The 19,189-nt window shown below is 37.6% G+C and carries 16 protein-coding genes, 2 pseudogenes and 1 riboswitch; of the genes and pseudogenes, 12 read left to right on the forward strand and 6 right to left on the reverse strand.

The window, feature by feature from the left end; all coding sequences use genetic code 11:
- The first annotated feature begins 198 nt into the window (after nt 1-198).
- Together MHB53_RS25770 and MHB53_RS25775 are read left to right on the forward strand one after the other, a co-directional pair.
- Nucleotides 199-726, forward strand: a complete 528-nt coding sequence (locus MHB53_RS25770) for a shikimate kinase (protein ID WP_340924180.1) — start codon at nt 199-201, stop codon at nt 724-726.
- 20 nt (nt 727-746) lie between these two features.
- Nucleotides 747-923 (forward strand): YqzE family protein, encoded by a 177-nt coding sequence (locus tag MHB53_RS25775; RefSeq protein ID WP_340924182.1) that lies wholly within the window; start codon nt 747-749, stop codon nt 921-923.
- A 60-nt stretch (nt 924-983) separates the two neighbouring features.
- Here MHB53_RS25775 and MHB53_RS25780 read toward each other — a convergent pair whose 3' ends face one another.
- Both MHB53_RS25780 and MHB53_RS25785 read right to left on the reverse strand, forming a co-directional pair.
- Nucleotides 984-1,778, reverse strand: a complete 795-nt coding sequence (locus MHB53_RS25780; protein ID WP_340924185.1) for a YqhG family protein — start codon at nt 1,776-1,778, stop codon at nt 984-986.
- Complete coding sequence (locus MHB53_RS25785; protein ID WP_340924188.1) at nt 1,747-3,447, reverse strand: DEAD/DEAH box helicase; 1,701 nt, start codon at nt 3,445-3,447, stop codon at nt 1,747-1,749. Before MHB53_RS25785 ends, MHB53_RS25780 begins: the two co-directional genes overlap by 32 nt.
- A gap of 209 nt (nt 3,448-3,656) precedes the next feature.
- Nucleotides 3,657-3,748, forward strand: a riboswitch (glycine riboswitch).
- A 193-nt stretch (nt 3,749-3,941) separates the two neighbouring features.
- Between MHB53_RS25785 and gcvT the strand changes: the two genes are divergently transcribed.
- From gcvT to gcvPB, 3 genes are read left to right on the forward strand one after another with little or no spacing between them, the layout of a single operon-like run.
- Entirely contained in the window at nt 3,942-5,048 is a 1,107-nt protein-coding gene (gene gcvT / locus MHB53_RS25790) for a glycine cleavage system aminomethyltransferase GcvT (protein WP_340924190.1), read from the forward strand.
- A 20-nt stretch (nt 5,049-5,068) separates the two neighbouring features.
- Nucleotides 5,069-6,418 (forward strand): aminomethyl-transferring glycine dehydrogenase subunit GcvPA, encoded by a 1,350-nt coding sequence (gene gcvPA, locus MHB53_RS25795; protein ID WP_340924193.1) that lies wholly within the window; start codon nt 5,069-5,071, stop codon nt 6,416-6,418.
- The gene (gene gcvPB, locus MHB53_RS25800) at nt 6,411-7,871 is read left to right on the forward strand and encodes an aminomethyl-transferring glycine dehydrogenase subunit GcvPB (protein WP_340924197.1); all 1,461 of its coding nucleotides are present in this window, start codon (nt 6,411-6,413) and stop codon (nt 7,869-7,871) included. The genes gcvPA and gcvPB overlap by 8 nt, the downstream gene beginning before the upstream one ends.
- A gap of 35 nt (nt 7,872-7,906) precedes the next feature.
- On the opposite strand, the gene MHB53_RS25805 is transcribed toward gcvPB, so the two are convergent.
- Nucleotides 7,907-8,701, reverse strand: a complete 795-nt coding sequence (locus tag MHB53_RS25805) for an AAA family ATPase (protein ID WP_340924199.1) — start codon at nt 8,699-8,701, stop codon at nt 7,907-7,909.
- A gap of 54 nt (nt 8,702-8,755) precedes the next feature.
- Nucleotides 8,756-9,121, reverse strand: coding sequence for a rhodanese-like domain-containing protein (locus MHB53_RS25810; protein WP_445661548.1), 366 nt, complete (start codon nt 9,119-9,121; stop codon nt 8,756-8,758).
- Nucleotides 9,122-9,577: 456 nt separating this feature from the next.
- On the opposite strand from MHB53_RS25810, the pseudogene MHB53_RS25815 reads away from it, so the two are divergent.
- The 3 genes and pseudogenes from MHB53_RS25815 to MHB53_RS25825 all read left to right on the forward strand — a co-directional run.
- Nucleotides 9,578-11,017: pseudogene (locus MHB53_RS25815) on the forward strand (vitamin B12-dependent ribonucleotide reductase); the annotation flags it as partial.
- A 242-nt stretch (nt 11,018-11,259) separates the two neighbouring features.
- Nucleotides 11,260-12,378: pseudogene (locus MHB53_RS25820) on the forward strand (vitamin B12-dependent ribonucleotide reductase); the annotation flags it as partial.
- 212 nt (nt 12,379-12,590) lie between these two features.
- A complete protein-coding gene (locus tag MHB53_RS25825) occupies nt 12,591-13,475 on the forward strand; it encodes a patatin-like phospholipase family protein (RefSeq protein WP_340924203.1) in 885 nt (294 codons plus the stop codon).
- Nucleotides 13,476-13,606: 131 nt separating this feature from the next.
- Here MHB53_RS25825 and MHB53_RS25830 read toward each other — a convergent pair whose 3' ends face one another.
- Together MHB53_RS25830 and MHB53_RS25835 are read right to left on the reverse strand one after the other, a co-directional pair.
- Complete coding sequence (locus tag MHB53_RS25830; protein ID WP_340924206.1) at nt 13,607-13,972, reverse strand: SA1362 family protein; 366 nt, start codon at nt 13,970-13,972, stop codon at nt 13,607-13,609.
- Nucleotides 13,973-14,034: 62 nt separating this feature from the next.
- Nucleotides 14,035-14,979: a DUF1385 domain-containing protein gene (locus tag MHB53_RS25835; RefSeq protein WP_340924210.1), complete on the reverse strand. Its 945-nt coding sequence runs from the start codon at nt 14,977-14,979 to the stop codon at nt 14,035-14,037.
- A gap of 145 nt (nt 14,980-15,124) precedes the next feature.
- Here MHB53_RS25835 and MHB53_RS25840 point away from each other — a divergent pair, with 145 nt between their 5' ends.
- The 4 genes from MHB53_RS25840 (at nt 15,125) to efp (ending at nt 17,785) form a co-directional block, all read left to right on the forward strand.
- Nucleotides 15,125-15,616 (forward strand): YqhR family membrane protein, encoded by a 492-nt coding sequence (locus MHB53_RS25840; RefSeq protein WP_340924213.1) that lies wholly within the window; start codon nt 15,125-15,127, stop codon nt 15,614-15,616.
- A gap of 80 nt (nt 15,617-15,696) precedes the next feature.
- Complete coding sequence (gene aroQ, locus MHB53_RS25845) at nt 15,697-16,143, forward strand: type II 3-dehydroquinate dehydratase (protein ID WP_340924215.1); 447 nt, start codon at nt 15,697-15,699, stop codon at nt 16,141-16,143.
- A 1-nt stretch (nt 16,144) separates the two neighbouring features.
- Nucleotides 16,145-17,206 carry a M24 family metallopeptidase gene (locus MHB53_RS25850; RefSeq protein ID WP_340924217.1) on the forward strand — a complete coding sequence of 354 codons (1,062 nt, stop codon included), beginning with the start codon at nt 16,145-16,147 and terminating at the stop codon, nt 17,204-17,206.
- Nucleotides 17,207-17,227: 21 nt separating this feature from the next.
- Complete coding sequence (gene efp, locus MHB53_RS25855; RefSeq protein WP_340924219.1) at nt 17,228-17,785, forward strand: elongation factor P; 558 nt, start codon at nt 17,228-17,230, stop codon at nt 17,783-17,785.
- The last annotated feature ends 1,404 nt before the right edge of the window (nt 17,786-19,189 follow it).

The following is a 19,189-nucleotide window of genomic DNA, read 5'->3' on the forward strand; positions in this document are numbered from 1 at the left end:
TTTCATTTTTAGTATTAATGGAAGCGTCACAGATTTATATATCAGAATTGGCTTATTTGATGGAGATGAAGGAATATTATCAAGAAGAGATTAAACTATTGTTGAGGAATAGGTAGAGAATAGGAAGATGCCGAATTGGAATAATTGATTTATAATAGTAACATAGAAGGATATGAAGAGGATACAGGAGTGTGAAGGATGACAAGGGCTATTTATTTAATTGGATTTATGGGAGCTGGAAAAACGGAGATTGGAAAGGTACTTGGAGAAAAAAGTGGATCCGAAGTTATTGATATGGATGAGCGAATCGTAAAAGAAGCAGGAATGCAGATTAGCGACATGTTTAATCGGTATGGAGAAGTTTACTTTAGGGAAAAGGAATCTCAGGTCTTAAAGGTGATTGGTAAAGATTCCACGATCGTAACAACAGGAGGCGGTGTCATATTAAAGGAAGAAAATCGCGGTTTTTTAAAAGAAAAAGGAATGGTTGTTTTTTTACAATGTAGACCAGAAGTAATTGTAAATAGACTAAAAGATGACTTAACACGTCCGCTAATTCGCCAGAAATCACTTGCAGATATTGTAGATATGTATAATGCACGTCTCCCATTATATTTGGAATGTGCAGATATTGTTATTGACACGACTAATTTAACGATAGAAGAAGCTGCGTCATTAATCAAGGAACGGATAAAATTAGGATCGAAGGGTAATACTTCCTATTAAAATAGGAAGGAGGTGGAGAAATGCAAGTGAATGATTACGTCAAGTATATGACTGAAACATTTGTAAAGCATTTTGATCAGCCTAAATCTGACAGAAAGAAATTGAGGATGGAAAGAAAAGGATTCAAGGCTCCGATTCTTTTTCGGTTATTTGGGCTAATGCCATTATCTATAAAGATGTTTTTTCGAAGAAGCTGATTCAAATATTTTTTTTGAATCAGCTTCCGAGAACAATGAGTTTCGTGCTTGTTCCGCATGTTAAATCCTTGTCGCCATATGAAAAACACCGCCATTTATGACCTCAATGTTAATGAATGGTTCATATTGTTCTTTAAGTCCTTCTTTTTCAGTCTCATATGTTTCCGGTTTTTCTTCATAATCCGCATAGAAATGATTTAATAATTGTAAATCATCTTCCCATCTTTTCACTGCATCTTCTGCCCAACTATGATTATTTTGCGATAATTCATTTATTAAATAAGCTTCCATTCTATTTAATCCACTTTCCGGTTTAATGATTGGTGAGATAGTAAAACAATAGTCAGGAATTTTTGAATGAAATGTTAGATGGTTAAGCTTTTCTTGGAACTGTTCAACGATAATGCCATTAAGTAAATTTAAACCAATAGATCTTATGACGTCGCGTTTTCTATCACATTGATATGATATTTTTAAATTTAAAACAAGCCATGGGTGCAATGGAATTTGTCTTGTGTGATTAGCAAGTTGAGGCTCCTCATATACCATCATATAACTAGCTAGCTTTTTGCTCGTACGAAATAATTGATGGAGTCGCGGTGCACCAAAATGAATTAATTCACCTTTCATGTCATCGGGTGCACGTTCTTGATCTGAAATATATGTTACCTTCATTGGGTTAGGAATACCGTTCGTCTTTTCTAGATATACCCAATAGAATGGTCGATTCATTAATTCCTTATCCATTTCAATTGATAGTTGAACAGTAAGGAAACCATCTCCATTCTCGGTAATCTGACAATCATTCGCCTCGAAAAAACGCTCAAGATATTGATGAATTTCTTTTTGAAGCATGTTCTATATCTTCCTTTCGCATCGTGTCTGCAAATTGAATCAATGAGGAGAGATTATCCATTTTCACTTTCATTTCTCCTTCTGATTGTGATTGTTGAAAAATATCATTAAAATAATCTTCCATATTACTGCAATCAAGATTTGTTAAAATTTCATCCAATTCACCAACTACTCGTTCAAATAGCTTAATTTTTTCATATAACAGCTCTAGAATATGTTCTTCAATCGTATCTTTAATGGCGAAATTATATATATGTACATCTTTTTCCTGTCCAAGTCGATGTACACGGCCTATTCTTTGTTCCAGTTTCATTGGGTTCCAGGGTAAATCAAAATTAATGACATGACTGCAGAATTGTAAGTTGATTCCTTCGCCACCTGCTTCTGTCGCGATTAGCACTTGAGCTTGATTTTTAAAAAGATCGCGCATCCAATCTTTTTTACCACGTTTAAAGCCACCTCTAAAAGGTACGGAACGAATCCCATGCTGTTGCAAAAACCATTGTAAATATAATTGTGTTGCTCGATATTCAGTAAAAATAATAACTTTATCATTGATTGACTGAATTAATTCCAAGGCTTTTTCCGCCTTCGAGTTTTGCTTCACTTTTTCAATTTTTGTGTGAATATATTGGAGTGATTGCTTATATTCCTCGGACGGTTCTTCATATTTATTTAGCATATTTTTAAGGGTGAAAAAAACTGCCTCTCTGCTACTGCATGCTTCTCTCTTTAATGTGAGTAAGGAAAATCCGTGAGGTTTAAACTCAGAATCTCCACTATTTAAAGACTCTAGTGAATCATATAATTCACGTTCCTCAGTCGTAAATTCAATAGGAATTGCTTCAACTTTTCGCTCTGTCCATTCAATTCCGGTTGTCGCCCTCCGATTACGAATCATCACTTTATTAACTAAGTCTTTTAAATGTTCATCTTCTTGTATACTCAAACGTTTGTTTTTGTACTTTTCTAAAAAGACACTTTGGCTTCCTAAGTGACCCGGTTTTAATAAAGAAACGAGATAAAAAATTTCCTCGATTCTATTTTGTATGGGGGTAGCTGTTAAAAGTAAACAAAACTTTTTTTTCAGAGATTGAACAAATTCATAGTTTTTCGTTTTGTGATTTTTAAGTTTATGTGCTTCATCAATAATAATTAAATCATAATGTTGTTTAGCAATGATCTCCTTGTGAGGGCTGCGCTTGGCTGTGTCAATGGAAGAAACAACACAATCATATTGCTCCCATACATAACTTTTTCGCTGTGCGACGGCGGAAATATAGAATTTAGAGTTAAGCTCGGCAACCCATTGGGAAACTAGGGATGCTGGTACAAGAATTAACACCTTCTTTACTAACCCGCGAATCATATATTCTTTTAAAATTAGACCAGCTTCAATTGTTTTACCAAGTCCGACTTCATCAGCTAAAATAGCTTTTCCGTTCATGTTCTCTACAACTTGTTTAGCAGTTTCTAGTTGATGCGGTAAAGGCGTAAGGTTCGGTAAAAACTTAGTAGCTAAAAGTCCTTCAAACTCAGGTACACATAAATGACTTTCCGCTTGTGTAGATAAATGTATCATCTCCTGCGAAGCCCAAGGCCCATCTTTTTCTAACCTATTTAAAAATTCCTCTTTCCAAATATGATCAAATGTGATTTTAACAGACATTATAAGCCTCCTAACGATTAGAGGAAAAACATTGATAGACAAGAGAAACAATGTTACGATATATTCAGAAATGGGCGAATTGTTTTTTAATATTTCGTGAGAAATTTAATCATCATTTTGAAGTAGTCCTACCAAGTCCGCTTCATCCGAAATGCATATGTTTCCACTTGGTGAATAGTATATCCAATAGTGCAATTAAATATAGGCGAATGAAAATAAGGGGAGAGACTGCAAATTGCAGCACCGAAGGAGCAAGCAACATTGTTGTGAATCTCTCAGGTAAAAAGACCCTTATTTGACGCAACTCTGGAGAGTGTTCTGCCATATTGCAGAACTACCAAAGGGGTAAGCCAGGACGTTATGGTGAAACTTTCAGGTGCCAGGACAGAGAATCCTTTTTTAATAAGAGGTCTTCTCTGTCCTTTTTATGTCAAAAACTCTCCCAGCCGATTTAATCAAAAGTGTTTTTTTGTCTTTAAAAAGGAGGAAGGATATTGTCCAAATTAAAACGAACATCGCTTTTTTCGGTCTATCAAGACTACGGAGCCAAGACAATAGATTTCGGTGGATGGGAAATGCCAGTCCGGTTTTCCGGTATTAAAAAGGAACATGAAGCAGTAAGAAAATCCGCGGGCCTTTTTGATGTATCCCATATGGGGGAATTAATCATTACAGGAAAATCTAGTTTCGCTTTTTTACAAAAAATGCTGACAAATGATTTATCAATATTAAAGAAAGGCAAGGTTTTATATTCAGTGATGTGTGATGAAAGCGGAGGAGTAGTGGATGATTTGCTCATCTATCAGCTTAGTCAAGAAGCATATTTACTCGTTGTTAACGCTGCAAATACGACTAAAGATCTAGAATGGCTGCAAAAACATATTATTGGAGAGGTGCAAATAAAAAATGTATCAGATCAATATGCGCTTTTAGCTATTCAGGGACCAGAAGCAGAAAATATTTTGCAAAAGCTTATAGTTCATACTAACTTAAAAGAGGTAAATCCATTTCATTTTAATGAATACGTTAATATAAATGGTTCATTCGGACTTGTATCAAGAACTGGATACACGGGTGAAGATGGATTTGAAATCTATTGTTCACCGGCTGCTGCGATAAAAATTTGGAATGATCTACTTGAAGCTGGAAAAGAACAGGGACTTTTGCCATGTGGGCTTGGAGCAAGAGATACGCTGCGATTTGAGGCGAAGTTACCGCTATATGGTCAAGAGATATCTTCTACTATCACACCACTTGAAGCAGGGCTTGGATTTGCTGTGAAATTAAATAAAAAGGAAGATTTTATCGGTAAATCTGCACTGGAAAAACAAAGAGAGCATGGAATCCCACGAAAGATTGTTGGAATTGAGATGATTGACCGTGGGATTCCAAGGCAGGGCTATCAAGTTTTTTTAGCTGATGAAGAAATTGGTGTGGTTACTTCAGGAACACAATCCCCCACTTTTAAAAAGAATATTGGTCTAGGGTTAATTAAGTCGGAAATTTGTAATATTGGTACAGAGCTTGAAATCGAAATCCGTAAGAAACGTTTAAGAGCTAAAATCATCGCAACCCCATTTTTAAAACGTTCGAAAAATTAGGATATTGGGAGGTTGTCTTTATGTTAAAGCATCGTTATCTACCAATGACGGAACAGGACAAAGCGGAAATGTTGGAAACAGTTGGCGTGGATTCAATTGATCAATTGTTCTCTGATATACCTGAAAAAGTACGATTTAAAGGCGAATACAATATTAAAAAAGCAAAATCGGAATTTGCACTTTTAAAGGAGCTAGGTAGATTGGCAGGTGAAAATGCCAATTTGAAACAGAACACATCTTTCCTTGGAGCGGGCGTTTATGATCATTATATTCCAACGATTGTTGATCATGTTATCTCCAGATCTGAGTTCTATACAGCGTATACACCTTATCAACCTGAGATTTCCCAGGGGGAGCTTCAGGCGATTTTTCAATTCCAAACGATGATCTGCGAGCTTACAGGCATGGATGTAGCGAATTCATCTATGTATGATGGCGGAACCGCACTTGCGGAAGCGGCAATGCTAAGTGCTGGACATACACGTCGTAAAAAAGTCCTTATATCAAACACGGTCCATCCTGAATCACGAGAGGTATTAAAAACATATGCAAGAGGGCAGTACATCGAAGTGCAGGAAATTCCATATAAAGATGGGACTATAGATTTATCTGAACTGAAAGCCCAGCTTGGAGATGATGTCGCGGCGGTTATTGTCCAGTACCCTAATTTTTTTGGTCAGATTGAACCTTTAATAGAAATAGAGAGGCTGATCCATGAAAACAAAGGGCTTTTTATTGTCTCTAGCAATCCACTTGCACTAGGCGCTTTGACTTCTCCAGGTGAGTTAGGTGCTGATATCGTGATAGGCGATGCTCAGGTCTTTGGCATTCCAGCTTCATATGGTGGTCCACACTGTGGATATTTCGCGGTTTCTTCGAAATTAATGAGGAAAATACCAGGTCGTCTTGTAGGCCAGACGACAGATGAAAATGGGAAGAGAGGTTTTGTGTTGACTCTCCAAGCTCGTGAACAGCATATTCGTCGCGATAAAGCGACATCGAATATATGCTCCAACCAAGCATTAAATGCATTGGCAGCTTCAGTGGCGATGACAGCTCTCGGAAAAAAGGGACTTAAGGAAATTGCAACACAAAACATTCAAAAATCGCATTATGCAAAACATGCCTTTATAGAAAAAGGCTTTGACATAGCTTTTGAACATTATCATTTTAATGAATTTATCGTTAAGCTTCGTAAGTCGGTAGAATCTGTGAATGAGAAGTTGCTAGAGCGAGGCATCATCGGTGGGTATGATTTAGGGCGAGATTATTCAGAACTTGAGCAGCATATGTTGGTGGCAGTCACTGAGTTGCGAACGAAGACAGAAATAGATGAGTTTATAGAGGAAATGAGGGATTGTAATGAGTAAACAAGATCTGATGCTTATTTTTGAACAATCTACGCCAGGGAGAATTGGTTATAGCCTTTCTGAACTTGACGTGCCAGCTGTGGAGTTAGCTGATTGTTTACCGGAAGGATATATACGTGAGCAAGAGCCAGATCTTCCTGAGGTTTCTGAGCTTGATATTATGCGTCACTTTACAGAATTGTCGACACATAATCATGGAGTTGATTCGGGGTTTTATCCGCTTGGTTCTTGTACGATGAAATATAACCCGAAAATCAATGAACAAATTGCTCGTATTCCTGGTTTCGCCCATATACATCCACTCCAACCGGCATCATCTGTTCAAGGTGCATTAGCATTAATGTATGATTTACAGGAGCATTTGAAAGAAATTACAGGCATGGATGAGATAACACTTCAAACAGCTGCAGGTGCCCATGGTGAATGGACGGGATTGATGATGATCCGTGCTTTTCATGAGCAAAATGGTGACAGTGTACGTACAAAAGTAATTATTCCCGACTCTGCTCATGGAACGAATCCTGCATCAGCCACTGTTGCAGGTTTTGATACGCTTACTGTCAGATCTGGTGTAGATGGACTCATTGATCTAGCGCATTTAAAAGAGCTTGCTGGCACTGATACAGCAGCACTGATGCTAACAAATCCAAATACACTTGGTCTATTTGAAACGCAAATCTTAGAGATCGCTGAGATTGTTCACGGGGTAGGAGGTAAACTTTATTATGACGGGGCAAATTTAAATGCGGTCATGTCAAAAGTACGGCCGGGAGATATGGGCTTCGATGTTGTCCATTTAAATCTGCATAAAACATTTACAGGTCCTCATGGTGGAGGTGGTCCGGGGTCTGGCCCGGTTGGAGTCAAAAGAGAGTTAATCCCATATTTACCAAGGCCGATTATAGCCAAAAAAAATAATGAATTTATTATTGATTACGATCGACCTCATTCCATCGGGCGGGTAAAGTCTTTCTACGGAAACTTCGGAATCAATGTGCGTGCATATACGTATATTCGATCCATGGGCCCAGACGGTCTAAAAGCAGTTACAGAGTACGCCGTATTAAATGCAAATTATATGATGAGAAAACTTGCTCCTTATTTTGAGCTTCCGTATGATCGTCATTGTAAGCATGAATTTGTATTAAGTGGAAAAAGTCAGAAAAAGCTGGGCGTGCGTACGCTTGATATGGCAAAAAGACTGTTAGACTTTGGTTATCACCCACCGACTATTTACTTTCCGCTTAATGTAGAAGAGTGCATGATGTTTGAACCAACAGAAACGGAGTCAAAGGAAACGCTTGATGCATTTATTGATGTAATGATACAAATAGCAATAGAAGCGAAAGAGAATCCAGAAAAAGTTCAGAAGGCTCCTCATACGACGATTGTAAAACGTCTAGATGAGACAAATGCTGCAAGGAAACCAATTTTGAGATATGTAAAAGAGTAAAGAACAAGGCAGAGTTTGGTCTGCCTTGTTCTTTACTATAAATGTCTCAAAAAGGTTTGAGGAGAGTGAAGGAAATCTTTCATAATTTGTACATGTTCAATGTCTTCATATCTTATCAAGGAAGGGGGATGTGTATCAAAACTAAAAATATGTGCATTAGGTAGTGCCATGATCATTGGCGAATGTGTAATGATAATAAATTGAGAGCCTTCTTTTACCGCATCCAAAATGATGCTTATTAAACTCAATTCTCTCATAGGAGATAAAGGAGTTTCTGGCTCATCAAGTAAATAAAGCCCGTTTGGTTTAATACGTGATTGGAAAAAGTCAAGAAAGCTTTCACCATGTGAACGTTGATCGAGTCCTTCGTTATATAATCCTTTTAATTCATCTAATGTTCTCATATGTGGCATAGATGCTAGCCCTTTAGCAAAAGCTGATTTATTTTTATATTCCGCTTCAATTTTTGTAAGTTCCATTTCAGCGTCTTGTTTCATCGCTTTTATTCTTTTTACGAATGCAAGAAAGTCTTCTGCTCTTAAAAAAAATCCATTTTTTGTTTGATAGGACCAAGATAACTTTAATGTTTCTGCCAGTTTTTTTGCATGAATTAAATCAATGTCATCATGTAATTCTGTTCCTCCTGCAACAGGTAGATTTGCCGCAGCAGCAATACCTTCTAACATTGTGGATTTTCCGCTTCCATTTTCTCCAACGAGAATCGTGATAGGATGTTCAAAGGAAAGCTTATTAAGCGTTTGCAAAATGGGTAGAGAAAAAGGGAATTGACCGTGATTGATTGGATTATACTGTACAGATTTGAGAATCATTGTTTCTCCTTTCGAAAAAAACCGCAGAATATGTTTCTGCGGTTTGCCTGTAATTTACTTTTTCATTTTCACTTTACCAGACCATTTTTTGAAACCACCCTGTAAATGAGAGAGGTCGTTATAGCCCTTCTTTTTTAACATAAGTGCAGCCCTACCGCTACGCATCCCACTTTGGCAATAAAGGTAAACCGGCTTGTCAGGTCTAATTTCCTTTATCCGTGTTTTCAGTTGAGACATAGGAATATTGCGTGCTCCAAGGATATGTCCACCTTCATACTCATTTGATTCCCGCACATCAATAAGTTGCGCTTTGCGGTATCCTGCTCGAAATTCCTCTTCTGTGAGGGTCTTCAAGATTTTTTTTTGACGGAAGTAATTATATAAAGAAAATGCAATAATTGCTCCCAGTAAAACAAGCATCGTATAAACTGCTGTCAATTTATTCCTTCCCCCTTCTACTAAATGACTCCAATATCTATTATATTCGTCATCGGCCTATGAATCAAAATTAATTTGTTTATTTATACATAATTCGACTTTATTGTGGCAAGATATACTTTTTTAAACTTTTATGTAGTTGAAACCTGGTAATATCTAATATGTGTCTCTTATACAAAAATTGCAAGTGTAATGCCTATTGAATAAATTGTGTTTTTATTCATTTATTAGGGAAGCTATCGCCTCCTCTATAAGTAATATTCAACATTGCATTTTGATAAATGTGAATATTACTATATATAGTGTTTATGAACAAGATAACCATACTGTATATTGTGTTTTAAGATTGATTTCAAACGCGGTAATATGGTAAATTTACATAAGAGTCATCTAGCTTATTAAAGCATGGCTGAGAGAATATTTAAAGGGGTTGTTGCAATGTCTAAAGCGTATACGAAAAAGAACAAGTTAAATGTGGAAAGCCTTAATGAGGATATTAAATTGTTTAAACAGGTTCATCCTATAACAACTGAGATGAAGATAACACATAAAGGGGTATCACGGCTTGTAATGCTTGATCGCTATGCATTTAAAGATACGGAGAAAATTACGTTAACAGCCGGTGATTTTGTTGTATTAACAATAAAGGAAGATCCAAAGTTTCCTGCAAGAGGTCTTGGATACCTGCAATCGATTAATTGGGAGGAGAATACAGCAAGTGTCATCGTAGAAGAAGAATTCCGAAGCTCGCTTGATGAACCGGAAGGAAGGGAAACGGGGATCATTGTTCGTCCGATCGATATTATCGAGAAGCCACTGGAGGTTTTCTACGAACAGATTGCCAAGCGCAATGCTACGGGACTTGCCTCGGTAGAAAAAACAGAAGAAAAAAGACAGGAATGGTTCGATAAGTTTTATAAAGAACTTTCAAGTCTTAACTTCGTGCCAGCGGGACGTGTACTTTACGGAGCAGGATCAGAAACAGAAGTCACTTTTTTCAATTGTTATGTAATGCCGTTTGTCACAGATTCACGTGAAGGCATTTCCGAACATCGTAAACAAGTTATGGAAATAATGAGCCGCGGCGGCGGTGTTGGAACAAACGGTTCGACATTGAGACCGCGTAATACACTAGCAAGAGGAGTAAACGGAAAATCCTCTGGTTCGGTATCTTGGCTTGATGATATTGCTAAACTAACGCATCTTGTGGAACAAGGTGGATCCAGGCGTGGTGCCCAAATGATTATGCTTTCGGATTGGCATCCCGATATTGTTGAATTTATTATTTCGAAAATGCAAAATCCGCGTATTTTAAAGTTCTTAATTGAAAATACAACTGACCCTGTTATTAAGAAACATGCGAAGGACAAGCTGAAATTTACACCTCTCACTGATTCCGAAGAAGCGTTGTATCAAGGTGTACTCAATTATCGGAATATCCCTGGATTCGGTGGTTTTGACGAAAGAATCTTCCGTGAGGCCGAAGGGAAATTGACTGAAGGTGGTACATATTCAGTCCATAATCCTGAGTTTTTGACAGGTGCCAATATCTCTGTCTGTCTCACGAAAGAATTTATGGATTCTGTTGAAAATGATGAAGAATACGACTTACGCTTCCCGGATGTTGAAAATTATGATGCGGAAGAGATGAAAGTATATAACGAAGAATGGCAAAAAGTTGGAGATGTGCGCGAATGGAAAAGGATGGGTTATAAAATCCGCTCATACCGAAAAATCAAGGCGAAAGAATTATGGAACTTGATTAATATTTGTGCCACATACTCTGCAGAACCGGGCATTTTCTTTATTGACAATGCGAACGAAATGACGAATGCAAAAGCGTACGGACAAAAAGTAGTTGCAACAAACCCGTGTGGTGAAGTTCGCCTCACGTTAAACATTGCGGGATAAAGCGGGAAAGCTGAGATTGCCAATCCGAACCGAAGGCTAAAGGTAAAGCTATAGTCAGGGGCAACGCATACGTACTGATCCTCGAAAGAGACTATAATGTACGCACGAGACCGCAACACTGTGAGAAGGCAGTGAAAATGTATGCTGAGCTTACAGGAAATCAACTGTAAGAACTAGAGGATAAAAAGCCTTTAGGATAACAAAAAATGGAACAACCACTTGCACCATACTCAGTCTGTAACTTAGCAGCTGTGAATCTTGCTCAAATGGTAGATAGAGAAAATAAAACAGTTGATTTTGAGAAGTTGAAAGAAACGGTGGAAATTGGCGTAAGAATGCAAGATAATGTTATCGATGCTACACCGTATTTCCTAGAAGATAATAAGAAACAGGCGCTTGGCGAACGCCGTGTCGGCCTTGGTGTCATGGGTCTTGCTGATTTATTAATCTATTGTGAGAAGGAATACGGATCGCCTGAAGGAAATGAACTTGTCGATCAAGTATTCGAAGCAATGGCTACCACTGCGTACCGCGAATCTGTGGAACTTGCTAAAGAAAAAGGTAGCTTCCCATTCTTAACAGGAAAAACGGAGGAAGAAACAAGTAGATTACGTGAAGCATTTATTAATACTGGGTATATGAAGCAAATGCCTGAAGATATTCGTGAATCGATCTTGGAAACAGGAATTCGAAATTCGCATTTGTTAACTGTTGCTCCAACGGGATCCACTGGAACAATGGTTGGCGTTTCTACAGGTTTAGAGCCTTATTTCTCATTCACATATTACCGTAGCGGTCGTCTTGGGAAGTTTATTGAAGTGAAGGCGGATATCGTCGAAGAGTATTTACAAGATAATCCAGATGTAGAAGCTGATCATCTGCCGTACTGGTACGTTACAGCAATGTCGCTTGCCCCTGAAGCACATGCAGATGTGCAATGTGTTATCCAACGCTGGATAGACAGTTCAATTTCGAAAACAGTGAACGCTCCGAAAGGCTATTCCGTCGAACAAGTTGAGCAAGTATATGAGCGTCTATATAGAGGTGGAGCAAAAGGCGGCACAGTGTATGTCGATGGAAGCCGCGATTCACAGGTCCTGACATTAAAAGCTGAAGACAATAACATGGAAGTTAGTGAACAACTTGAGTTTAAACAGCAACAGCCAGTTGTATTAGTTGATACTATTCAAGATTTACGCTCAACAAGCGTGACTATTGGTTCGGAACTAGGCAACACTTGCCCAGTGTGTAGAAAAGGACAAATAATGGAAATTGGCGGCTGTAATACATGCGATAACTGTAACGCACAACTAAAATGTGGGTTATAAAAAAGACCTCTAGCCCCCTGACTCCTGAAGCTAGACATAATGAACAACGGCTAAGTACGCCACGGTGTGTGGCAACTCCGTTGTGACCCACATCATTTGGGCCAAAAATTAATTACAGGCGAATCTTCAATAGGTCGCCTGTTTTTGTTCTAATTATCTACACTTTCCTCTAAAGATATGATAAGCACTTTTTTAGAGAGGGTGTGTGGGTGATGGAAGTTGATGGAGTATTTTCAGGAGGCGGTATTAAAGGTTTTGCGCTGATGGGGGCATACGAAGTGTTGGAATCAAAAGGATTTGTATTTAAAAGACTGGCGGGGTCAAGCGCTGGCGCAATTATGGCAGGATTGATTGCAGCTGGATATACGAGTAAGGAAATAATTAAATTAATGAAGGAAACAGAAGTAAAAGAATTTTTAGATCATCGTCGCACATTATTACCATTTCCAATAGCTAAATGGTTATTGTTATACTGGAAAATGGGCTTGTATCGCGGCAATGCGTTAGAGGAATGGCTTGGTAAAAAATTGGCTGTCAAAGGTATATATACTTTTGCAGATTTGCCGAAAAATAAATTACGGGTGATTGCATCGGATTTAACAGCAGGTAGTCTCTTAGTTTTACCAGATGATTTAGGTATATATGGAATTCCTAAAGAGACGTTTCCAGTAGCCAGAGCAATTAGAATGAGTAGTTGTTTACCCTTTTTTTTCGAGCCTATCAAACTCCGTTCGCTTTCAGGGACAAATATTATTGTAGATGGAGGCTTACTCAGTAATTTTCCTCTTTGGTTGTTTGAGAATGAACAAAATCAAAGAACTAGACCAATAATTGGCGTGAAATTGAGTTATAAACCGGAAGAGCAACCGAAAAGGGTAATTAATAATGGATTGAATTTATTTGAAGGGTTATTCAGTACAATGAAAGAAGCCCATGATGCTAGATATATTTCTAGGAAATATGAAAAAGATATTATTTTCATACCGATGGAAGAAGGATTAACAACTGAGTTTTCGTTAACAGATGAAAAAAAAGACGCCCTCATTGAAAGAGGGCGAAATCGGGCTAAATTATTCTTAAAAACGTGGACATATTAACTGAAAGCGAAAGTCGAAATTCTTTGTTTATTGTATGTGTAAGATACTCGCTAAATAGAACATTAACTAAGAACAGTTTAGGAACACGGACTAAGAACGCCACGTCCGTTTGACCTGCATCGTGCTGGCCTCTAATATATTGCTCTATCTTTTTTCTTACTTTTAGGCTTATTCTTGTTGCCATCAATAACTGTTAAATGAGCAGTTGACTTTTTTCGTAATGGTTTTTGTCTGGGCGGGCTGCTGAACTTACTAGCAGTCTGCTGTTTTTTCACTCGTTTTTTTGATTGCTTTACAGCCATTGCATACGACCTTTTCGCATTAGCATCAGGTTTCTTTCCACTCCAGATTCGATAGATAACATAAATAACAGCTATCATAAGACCTACGAATAATAATTGTTTTACGATATTAAGTGGATTAAGTATTAAATTTGCCGCAACACCAATCGCCACAAAAAAGATGAATACACCTATTAACCATTTTCGTACTTTCAAGAGCGCCACCTCCTCGGGAGTAATGAGCATTTTCCCCAATAAGACTTTTTTTTATACTTTTGTTATACGATTTTCTCAAGTTTTAATTGTTCTTCCTTCACCTTTTCCACTTTTAGAAGTTCATTAAACGAGGCAAGAGCAACTTCCACTTGTTTATTATCGGGCTCTTTCGTTGTTAACAATTGTAGCCATAATCCTGGATAGCCAAGAAAGCGCAGAATAGGCACATGTCGAACCTTATTCGTCAATTGTAGTACTTCAAATGAAATACCTAAAACAACAGGAATTAATGCAATTCTATTTAATACTCTTACCCAAAGTGGATCCGTTGGTACCAACATATAAACAAATACACCAACAATAACTGTGAAAAGCATAAAACTACTACCACATCTGTAGTGAAGTCGTGACATTGCTTGGACATTTTCAACTGTTAATTCCAAATTATTTTCATACGCATTAATCACTTTATGCTCAGCACCATGATATTGAAAGACTCGCTTGATCATCGGGGTCATTGAGATAAAGTAAATATAACCGAGTAAAAGGATTAGTTTAAATAGCCCTTCAACTAAAACTTGGGCAATATCACCCGGGAAAATCGGCTTCGTAAGTGCTGCTAAAAAAACAGGAACAAGTGTAAAGATAAACTTTGAAAAAAGAAACGATAGAACACCGATAGCGGCAACACTTAGTATTAACGTAGTTTTTGAAGTTTTTTCTTCTTTTATTTGCTCATCATCAGCGGGGTCTACATCGTATCGATCAGTAGAATATGTTAAATGTTGGGAACCGTTTGCGCTTGCTTCAATAATGGCAACAATACCTCGGACAAATGGAATTTTTTTTAACTTTTTTAGTGCAGGTCGTGTCTTTCTTGGAAGATGAAAAAAGTCAATAGTACTGTCTTTTCTGCGAATTGCTGTAACAGTGTGGTGCTTTCCGCCAAACATAACGCCTTCTACAACTGCTTGCCCACCGTATGCAGCTTTTTTTGTTTCCTTCATAATAGACACCAACTTATTTTGAATTTAATAAATCAAATGATACTTCCCTTTCATTTTACTGTAAAAATGAAAATTTAACCAGAGGAATATATTTTATGAAAAAATACACCCAGTCTGGACATGCTAATAAATGGAGGTGTGTTAAATGGAAAAAGAAAATTCAAAAGAAATAAAGCCAATGCCGCTTTTAATACTAACAATAATTACTGGTATTGTTGGCGGGACTGTCGGTACTATATTTATCTATCTTGCTCATTATTTTCATTTTACATCCATCAGTCCTGCGATTATTATTTCTCCTATCCCCGGGGCTTGGAAAGCAGGGTGGATAGGTGTGGTAGTTACGATCATTTTATATAATCTACTTTCAATCTTGGCCGCACTATTCTATTACGGCGTCTTAAGGAAGAAAACCTCTCTTTATTGGGGGTTGGCATATGGGCTAGCTATCTACATATTGTTATTTATCGGTTTACCCGCCGTAATCCCGGGGATGAAGCCATTCTATAAACTTGACATTAACACAATACTTACTGAATTATGTTTTTTTATTCTATACGGTATGTTTATCGGATATACGATTTCTTATGAGTATAATGAACAACGATACTTGAAAAAAATAAATGTGAAACATTAAAAAATTTCAATTAGGTTAGGACTGATTTCATCATTTATGATAGAATATGCAAGATGAACAGTCTTTTTTAGGGTGTGAGAATGTTGAAAATTCTTTTGTTAAATGGTCCTAATTTAAATATGCTCGGCAAGCGTGAGCCTGATATTTATGGTGCGGGTACACTGGAACAGCTTGAAGAAAATGTAATGAAGATTGGGTCGGGAATTGGCTTGGATGTTGTTTGCATGCAGTCTAATTATGAAGGTGCATTAATCGATGAAATTCAACAGGGGGAAGCTAGTGGGTTTCAAGGCATTCTTATTAATCCAGGGGCATTAACGCATTACAGTATTGCTCTACGAGATGCGATAGCTGGAAATAGCCTACCTGTAATTGAAGTTCATATTTCCAATGTCCATAAAAGAGAGGAATTCAGGAGTCATTCCGTTACTGCACCTGTAACAATTGGTCAAATTGTTGGTTTTGGTTTTTTTGGCTATGAACTTGCATTACGAGCAATGAAAGATTATGTACAGGGGAGAGGGTAGAATGGGCAAGCTTAATAAACTACGCGAACGAATGAATAACCATGATATCGATGGATTATTAATTACTAGTACATACAATCGCCGATATATAACGAATTTTACGGGTACTGCTGGTGTAGCACTAATTAGCCGTGATAAGGCATTATTTATTACCGATTTTCGTTATACCGAGCAAGCTGCGAAACAGGCCACTGACTTTGACATAATTCAACATATAGGTTCGATTAGCAAAGAAGTGGCTAAGCATGTAAAAGAATTAGGCATTAAAAAGCTCGGATTTGAACAAGATTATATGTCATACTCTTTGTGGAATGCATATAAAGAAGCAGTGGAAACAGAGTTTGTTCCTATATCTAATCTACTAGAAAATATGCGTTTAATAAAAAGTGCGCAAGAATTAAGTATTATTAAAGAAGCAGCAGATATTGCTGATGCCGCATTCAAGCATATTCTAGATTTTATTAAACCTGGATTAACAGAGTTGGAAGTAGCCAATGAATTGGAGTTTTTTATGAGAAAAAGTGGGGCAGAATCCTCTTCGTTTGATATTATTGTTGCTTCTGGTACAAGGTCGGCATTGCCGCACGGTGTGGCTAGTGACAAAATAATTGAAACTGGCGATTTTATTACGATGGATTATGGAGCACTACATAAAGGTTATGTGTCAGATATAACGAGAACAATTGCTGTTGGGGAGCCTTCGGAAAAATTAAAAGAGATTTATTCTGTGGTGCTTGAGGCACAGTTACGAGGAATGGACCAAATCCAGCCAGGAATGACGGGAATGGAAGCAGATGCAATTGCTAGGGATTATATCGCTGAAAAAGGCTACGGGGAATATTTCGGTCATTCCTTAGGTCATGGAATAGGTTTGGAAGTGCATGAAGGACCTGGATTGTCTACGCGCTCTGAAACAAAGTTAGAACCCGGTATGGTTGTAACGGTAGAACCAGGTATTTACTTACCCGGGATCGGCGGAGTAAGGATTGAAGATGATACAGTGATTACAGAAACAGGCAATGAAACACTTACACATTCAACAAAAGACTTGATTATTTTATAGTAGAGAGAAGGAGGAAATCAGATGATTTCAGTAAACGATTTTCGAACAGGATTAACGATAGAGGTTGATGGCAGTATTTGGCGTGTGATGGACTTCCAACATGTAAAGCCAGGTAAAGGTGCAGCATTTGTTCGCTCTAAATTAAGAAACCTACGAAATGGTGCTATCCAAGAAAAAACTTTCCGTGCTGGCGAAAAAGTAGGACGCGCACAAATTGATAATAAAAAGATGCAATATTTATATGCTAATGGTGATATGCATGTGTTCATGGATAGTGAAACATACGAGCAACTAGAGCTACCAGAAGCACAAATTCAATATGAATTGAAATTTTTACAAGAGAACATGGAAGTTCATGTGTTAATGTACAATAGTGAAACATTAGGCGTTGACTTACCAAACACGGTGGAACTGGAAGTAATAGAAACGGATCCTGGAATCAAAGGTGATACAGCTTCCGGTGGACATAAACCAGCGAAAATGGAAACAGGATTAACTGTTAATGTTCCTTTTTTCGTAAATGTTGGAGATAAATTAGTTATCAATACTACAGATAGTTCATACGTTTCAAGAGCATAATAGACCTTTTAAGATACCGAGGAATTTAATGAGAGCACTGGAAAGTCTTCATAATTTCGGGATCTATTATAGAATACTGTTGATTTCCGCTCAAGGCGGACGCTTCCGTGGGTGGGCTTCTTAGGCCAACAGGGTGTTTTGGTCACGAAGCCGTTGCCACACGATGTGGCGGATTTTAGGCTTCGTTCCGTAAAGCTCCTGCGGGATCTCACGTAGACGTGCTTTTCCCGCAGAAGTCGCCGCCTCCCATTCCAATTAACGGAACCCGCTAAAATCAACATTCAAGCTTAATAGACCCGAAAATAAAAGGTATAATACCCCCTAATTCAAAGGGGATTATACCTTTTTTGCTTTATAATTATTTTATCAATTTTAAAATAGGTCGGTATTATAATTCAAAAACAACAATCAATGATTGTCCATATATGGCTATTTATGATTTAGTTGTTCCAAAGGAGGTGGTCGTTTAAGATGGGGATGAGAAAGTTCTCGTACTCCTCCTTTTATTTTGCCAGGCATACATAATGCTCAAAATTGATATAATTAATAAGAAATTTTTCAAGTGGTCTATAGGAAAAGCTTCTATTCTACGAAGAATATTGAGTAAGAAGATATTAATTGAAGTATACATTAAGTCCTATATTCCGCTAATCGTATTATGTCAAATCATAAAATAGAATATGACTGTTTTCGACTTTTTAATTGGGCATTATCCCAAAAAAGTCGTACTTGAATAGGGGAATGTTTTTCCTTTCCCTTGTTTCGTCGTTTTGGCTTTTCCATCCGACATTTTTTGATTATCCGGCCTCATTCCTTTTTAGGTATATGCTCCCATCAAGACCCAACCACCTTAAGATTAGCCGCTTAGTTTCGTTAATATTCTACACCATTCTTTTTTCGTCAATGAATGGTGTTTCTTTGAATTCTATTACACTCACATAGTCGAACTGCTCCAGAATCGTCTTTCCTGTTGGACTATGGAAATTTTTTTCATATAGTCGCAACGGTATATCCTCGGCAATCTTGATCCTTACCCTGCCATTGTATCAGTGTGTAGATGAGAAGCCCTATTACTAGTACATAGTAAATCCAAGGATCCTGACTTCATTTTTTAATCCATCTTCCGCCAATAAATAACGAAATTTGAATCGATTTGTTTAAATAAAGGAATCCCAAATCACTGTGGCGAATCTATTCAGAATAGCCTATGAATGGAGTAATTCCTATGTCAAAGCTGATCGACAATGATTTACAAATTATCCATGCATGTTCGTCTGCAGTAATTGCTCACTTCTGTGATTCACTGAATGTGGTGGAACATATAAACGAATGTGTATCTTGGGGCTGCAGTGGACGGATATGTCTCTTGGTGAAGATATCAAAGACCACGTCATCAACCTAATT

Origin of the sequence: Bacillus sp. FSL K6-3431 (assembly GCF_038002605.1) — a bacterium.
In the GTDB taxonomy this organism is placed as follows: domain Bacteria; phylum Bacillota; class Bacilli; order Bacillales; family Bacillaceae_C; genus Lederbergia.

Coding starts and splice junctions, on each gene's coding strand:
- MHB53_RS25825 (WP_340924203.1), top strand. CDS start 12,591: ATGGAAGTTGATGGAGTATTTTCAGGAGGCGGTATTAAAGGTTTTGCG.
- MHB53_RS25805 (WP_340924199.1), bottom strand. CDS start 8,701: ATGATTCTCAAATCTGTACAGTATAATCCAATCAATCACGGTCAATTC.
- MHB53_RS25835 (WP_340924210.1), bottom strand. CDS start 14,979: ATGAAGGAAACAAAAAAAGCTGCATACGGTGGGCAAGCAGTTGTAGAA.
- gcvPB (WP_340924197.1), top strand. CDS start 6,411: ATGAGTAAACAAGATCTGATGCTTATTTTTGAACAATCTACGCCAGGG.
- MHB53_RS25850 (WP_340924217.1), top strand. CDS start 16,145: ATGGGCAAGCTTAATAAACTACGCGAACGAATGAATAACCATGATATC.
- MHB53_RS25770 (WP_340924180.1), top strand. CDS start 199: ATGACAAGGGCTATTTATTTAATTGGATTTATGGGAGCTGGAAAAACG.
- MHB53_RS25780 (WP_340924185.1), bottom strand. CDS start 1,778: ATGCTTCAAAAAGAAATTCATCAATATCTTGAGCGTTTTTTCGAGGCG.
- efp (WP_340924219.1), top strand. CDS start 17,228: ATGATTTCAGTAAACGATTTTCGAACAGGATTAACGATAGAGGTTGAT.
- MHB53_RS25810 (WP_445661548.1), bottom strand. CDS start 9,121: ATGCTTGTTTTACTGGGAGCAATTATTGCATTTTCTTTATATAATTAC.
- MHB53_RS25775 (WP_340924182.1), top strand. CDS start 747: ATGCAAGTGAATGATTACGTCAAGTATATGACTGAAACATTTGTAAAG.
- gcvPA (WP_340924193.1), top strand. CDS start 5,069: ATGTTAAAGCATCGTTATCTACCAATGACGGAACAGGACAAAGCGGAA.
- MHB53_RS25840 (WP_340924213.1), top strand. CDS start 15,125: ATGGAAAAAGAAAATTCAAAAGAAATAAAGCCAATGCCGCTTTTAATA.
- MHB53_RS25785 (WP_340924188.1), bottom strand. CDS start 3,447: ATGTCTGTTAAAATCACATTTGATCATATTTGGAAAGAGGAATTTTTA.
- aroQ (WP_340924215.1), top strand. CDS start 15,697: ATGTTGAAAATTCTTTTGTTAAATGGTCCTAATTTAAATATGCTCGGC.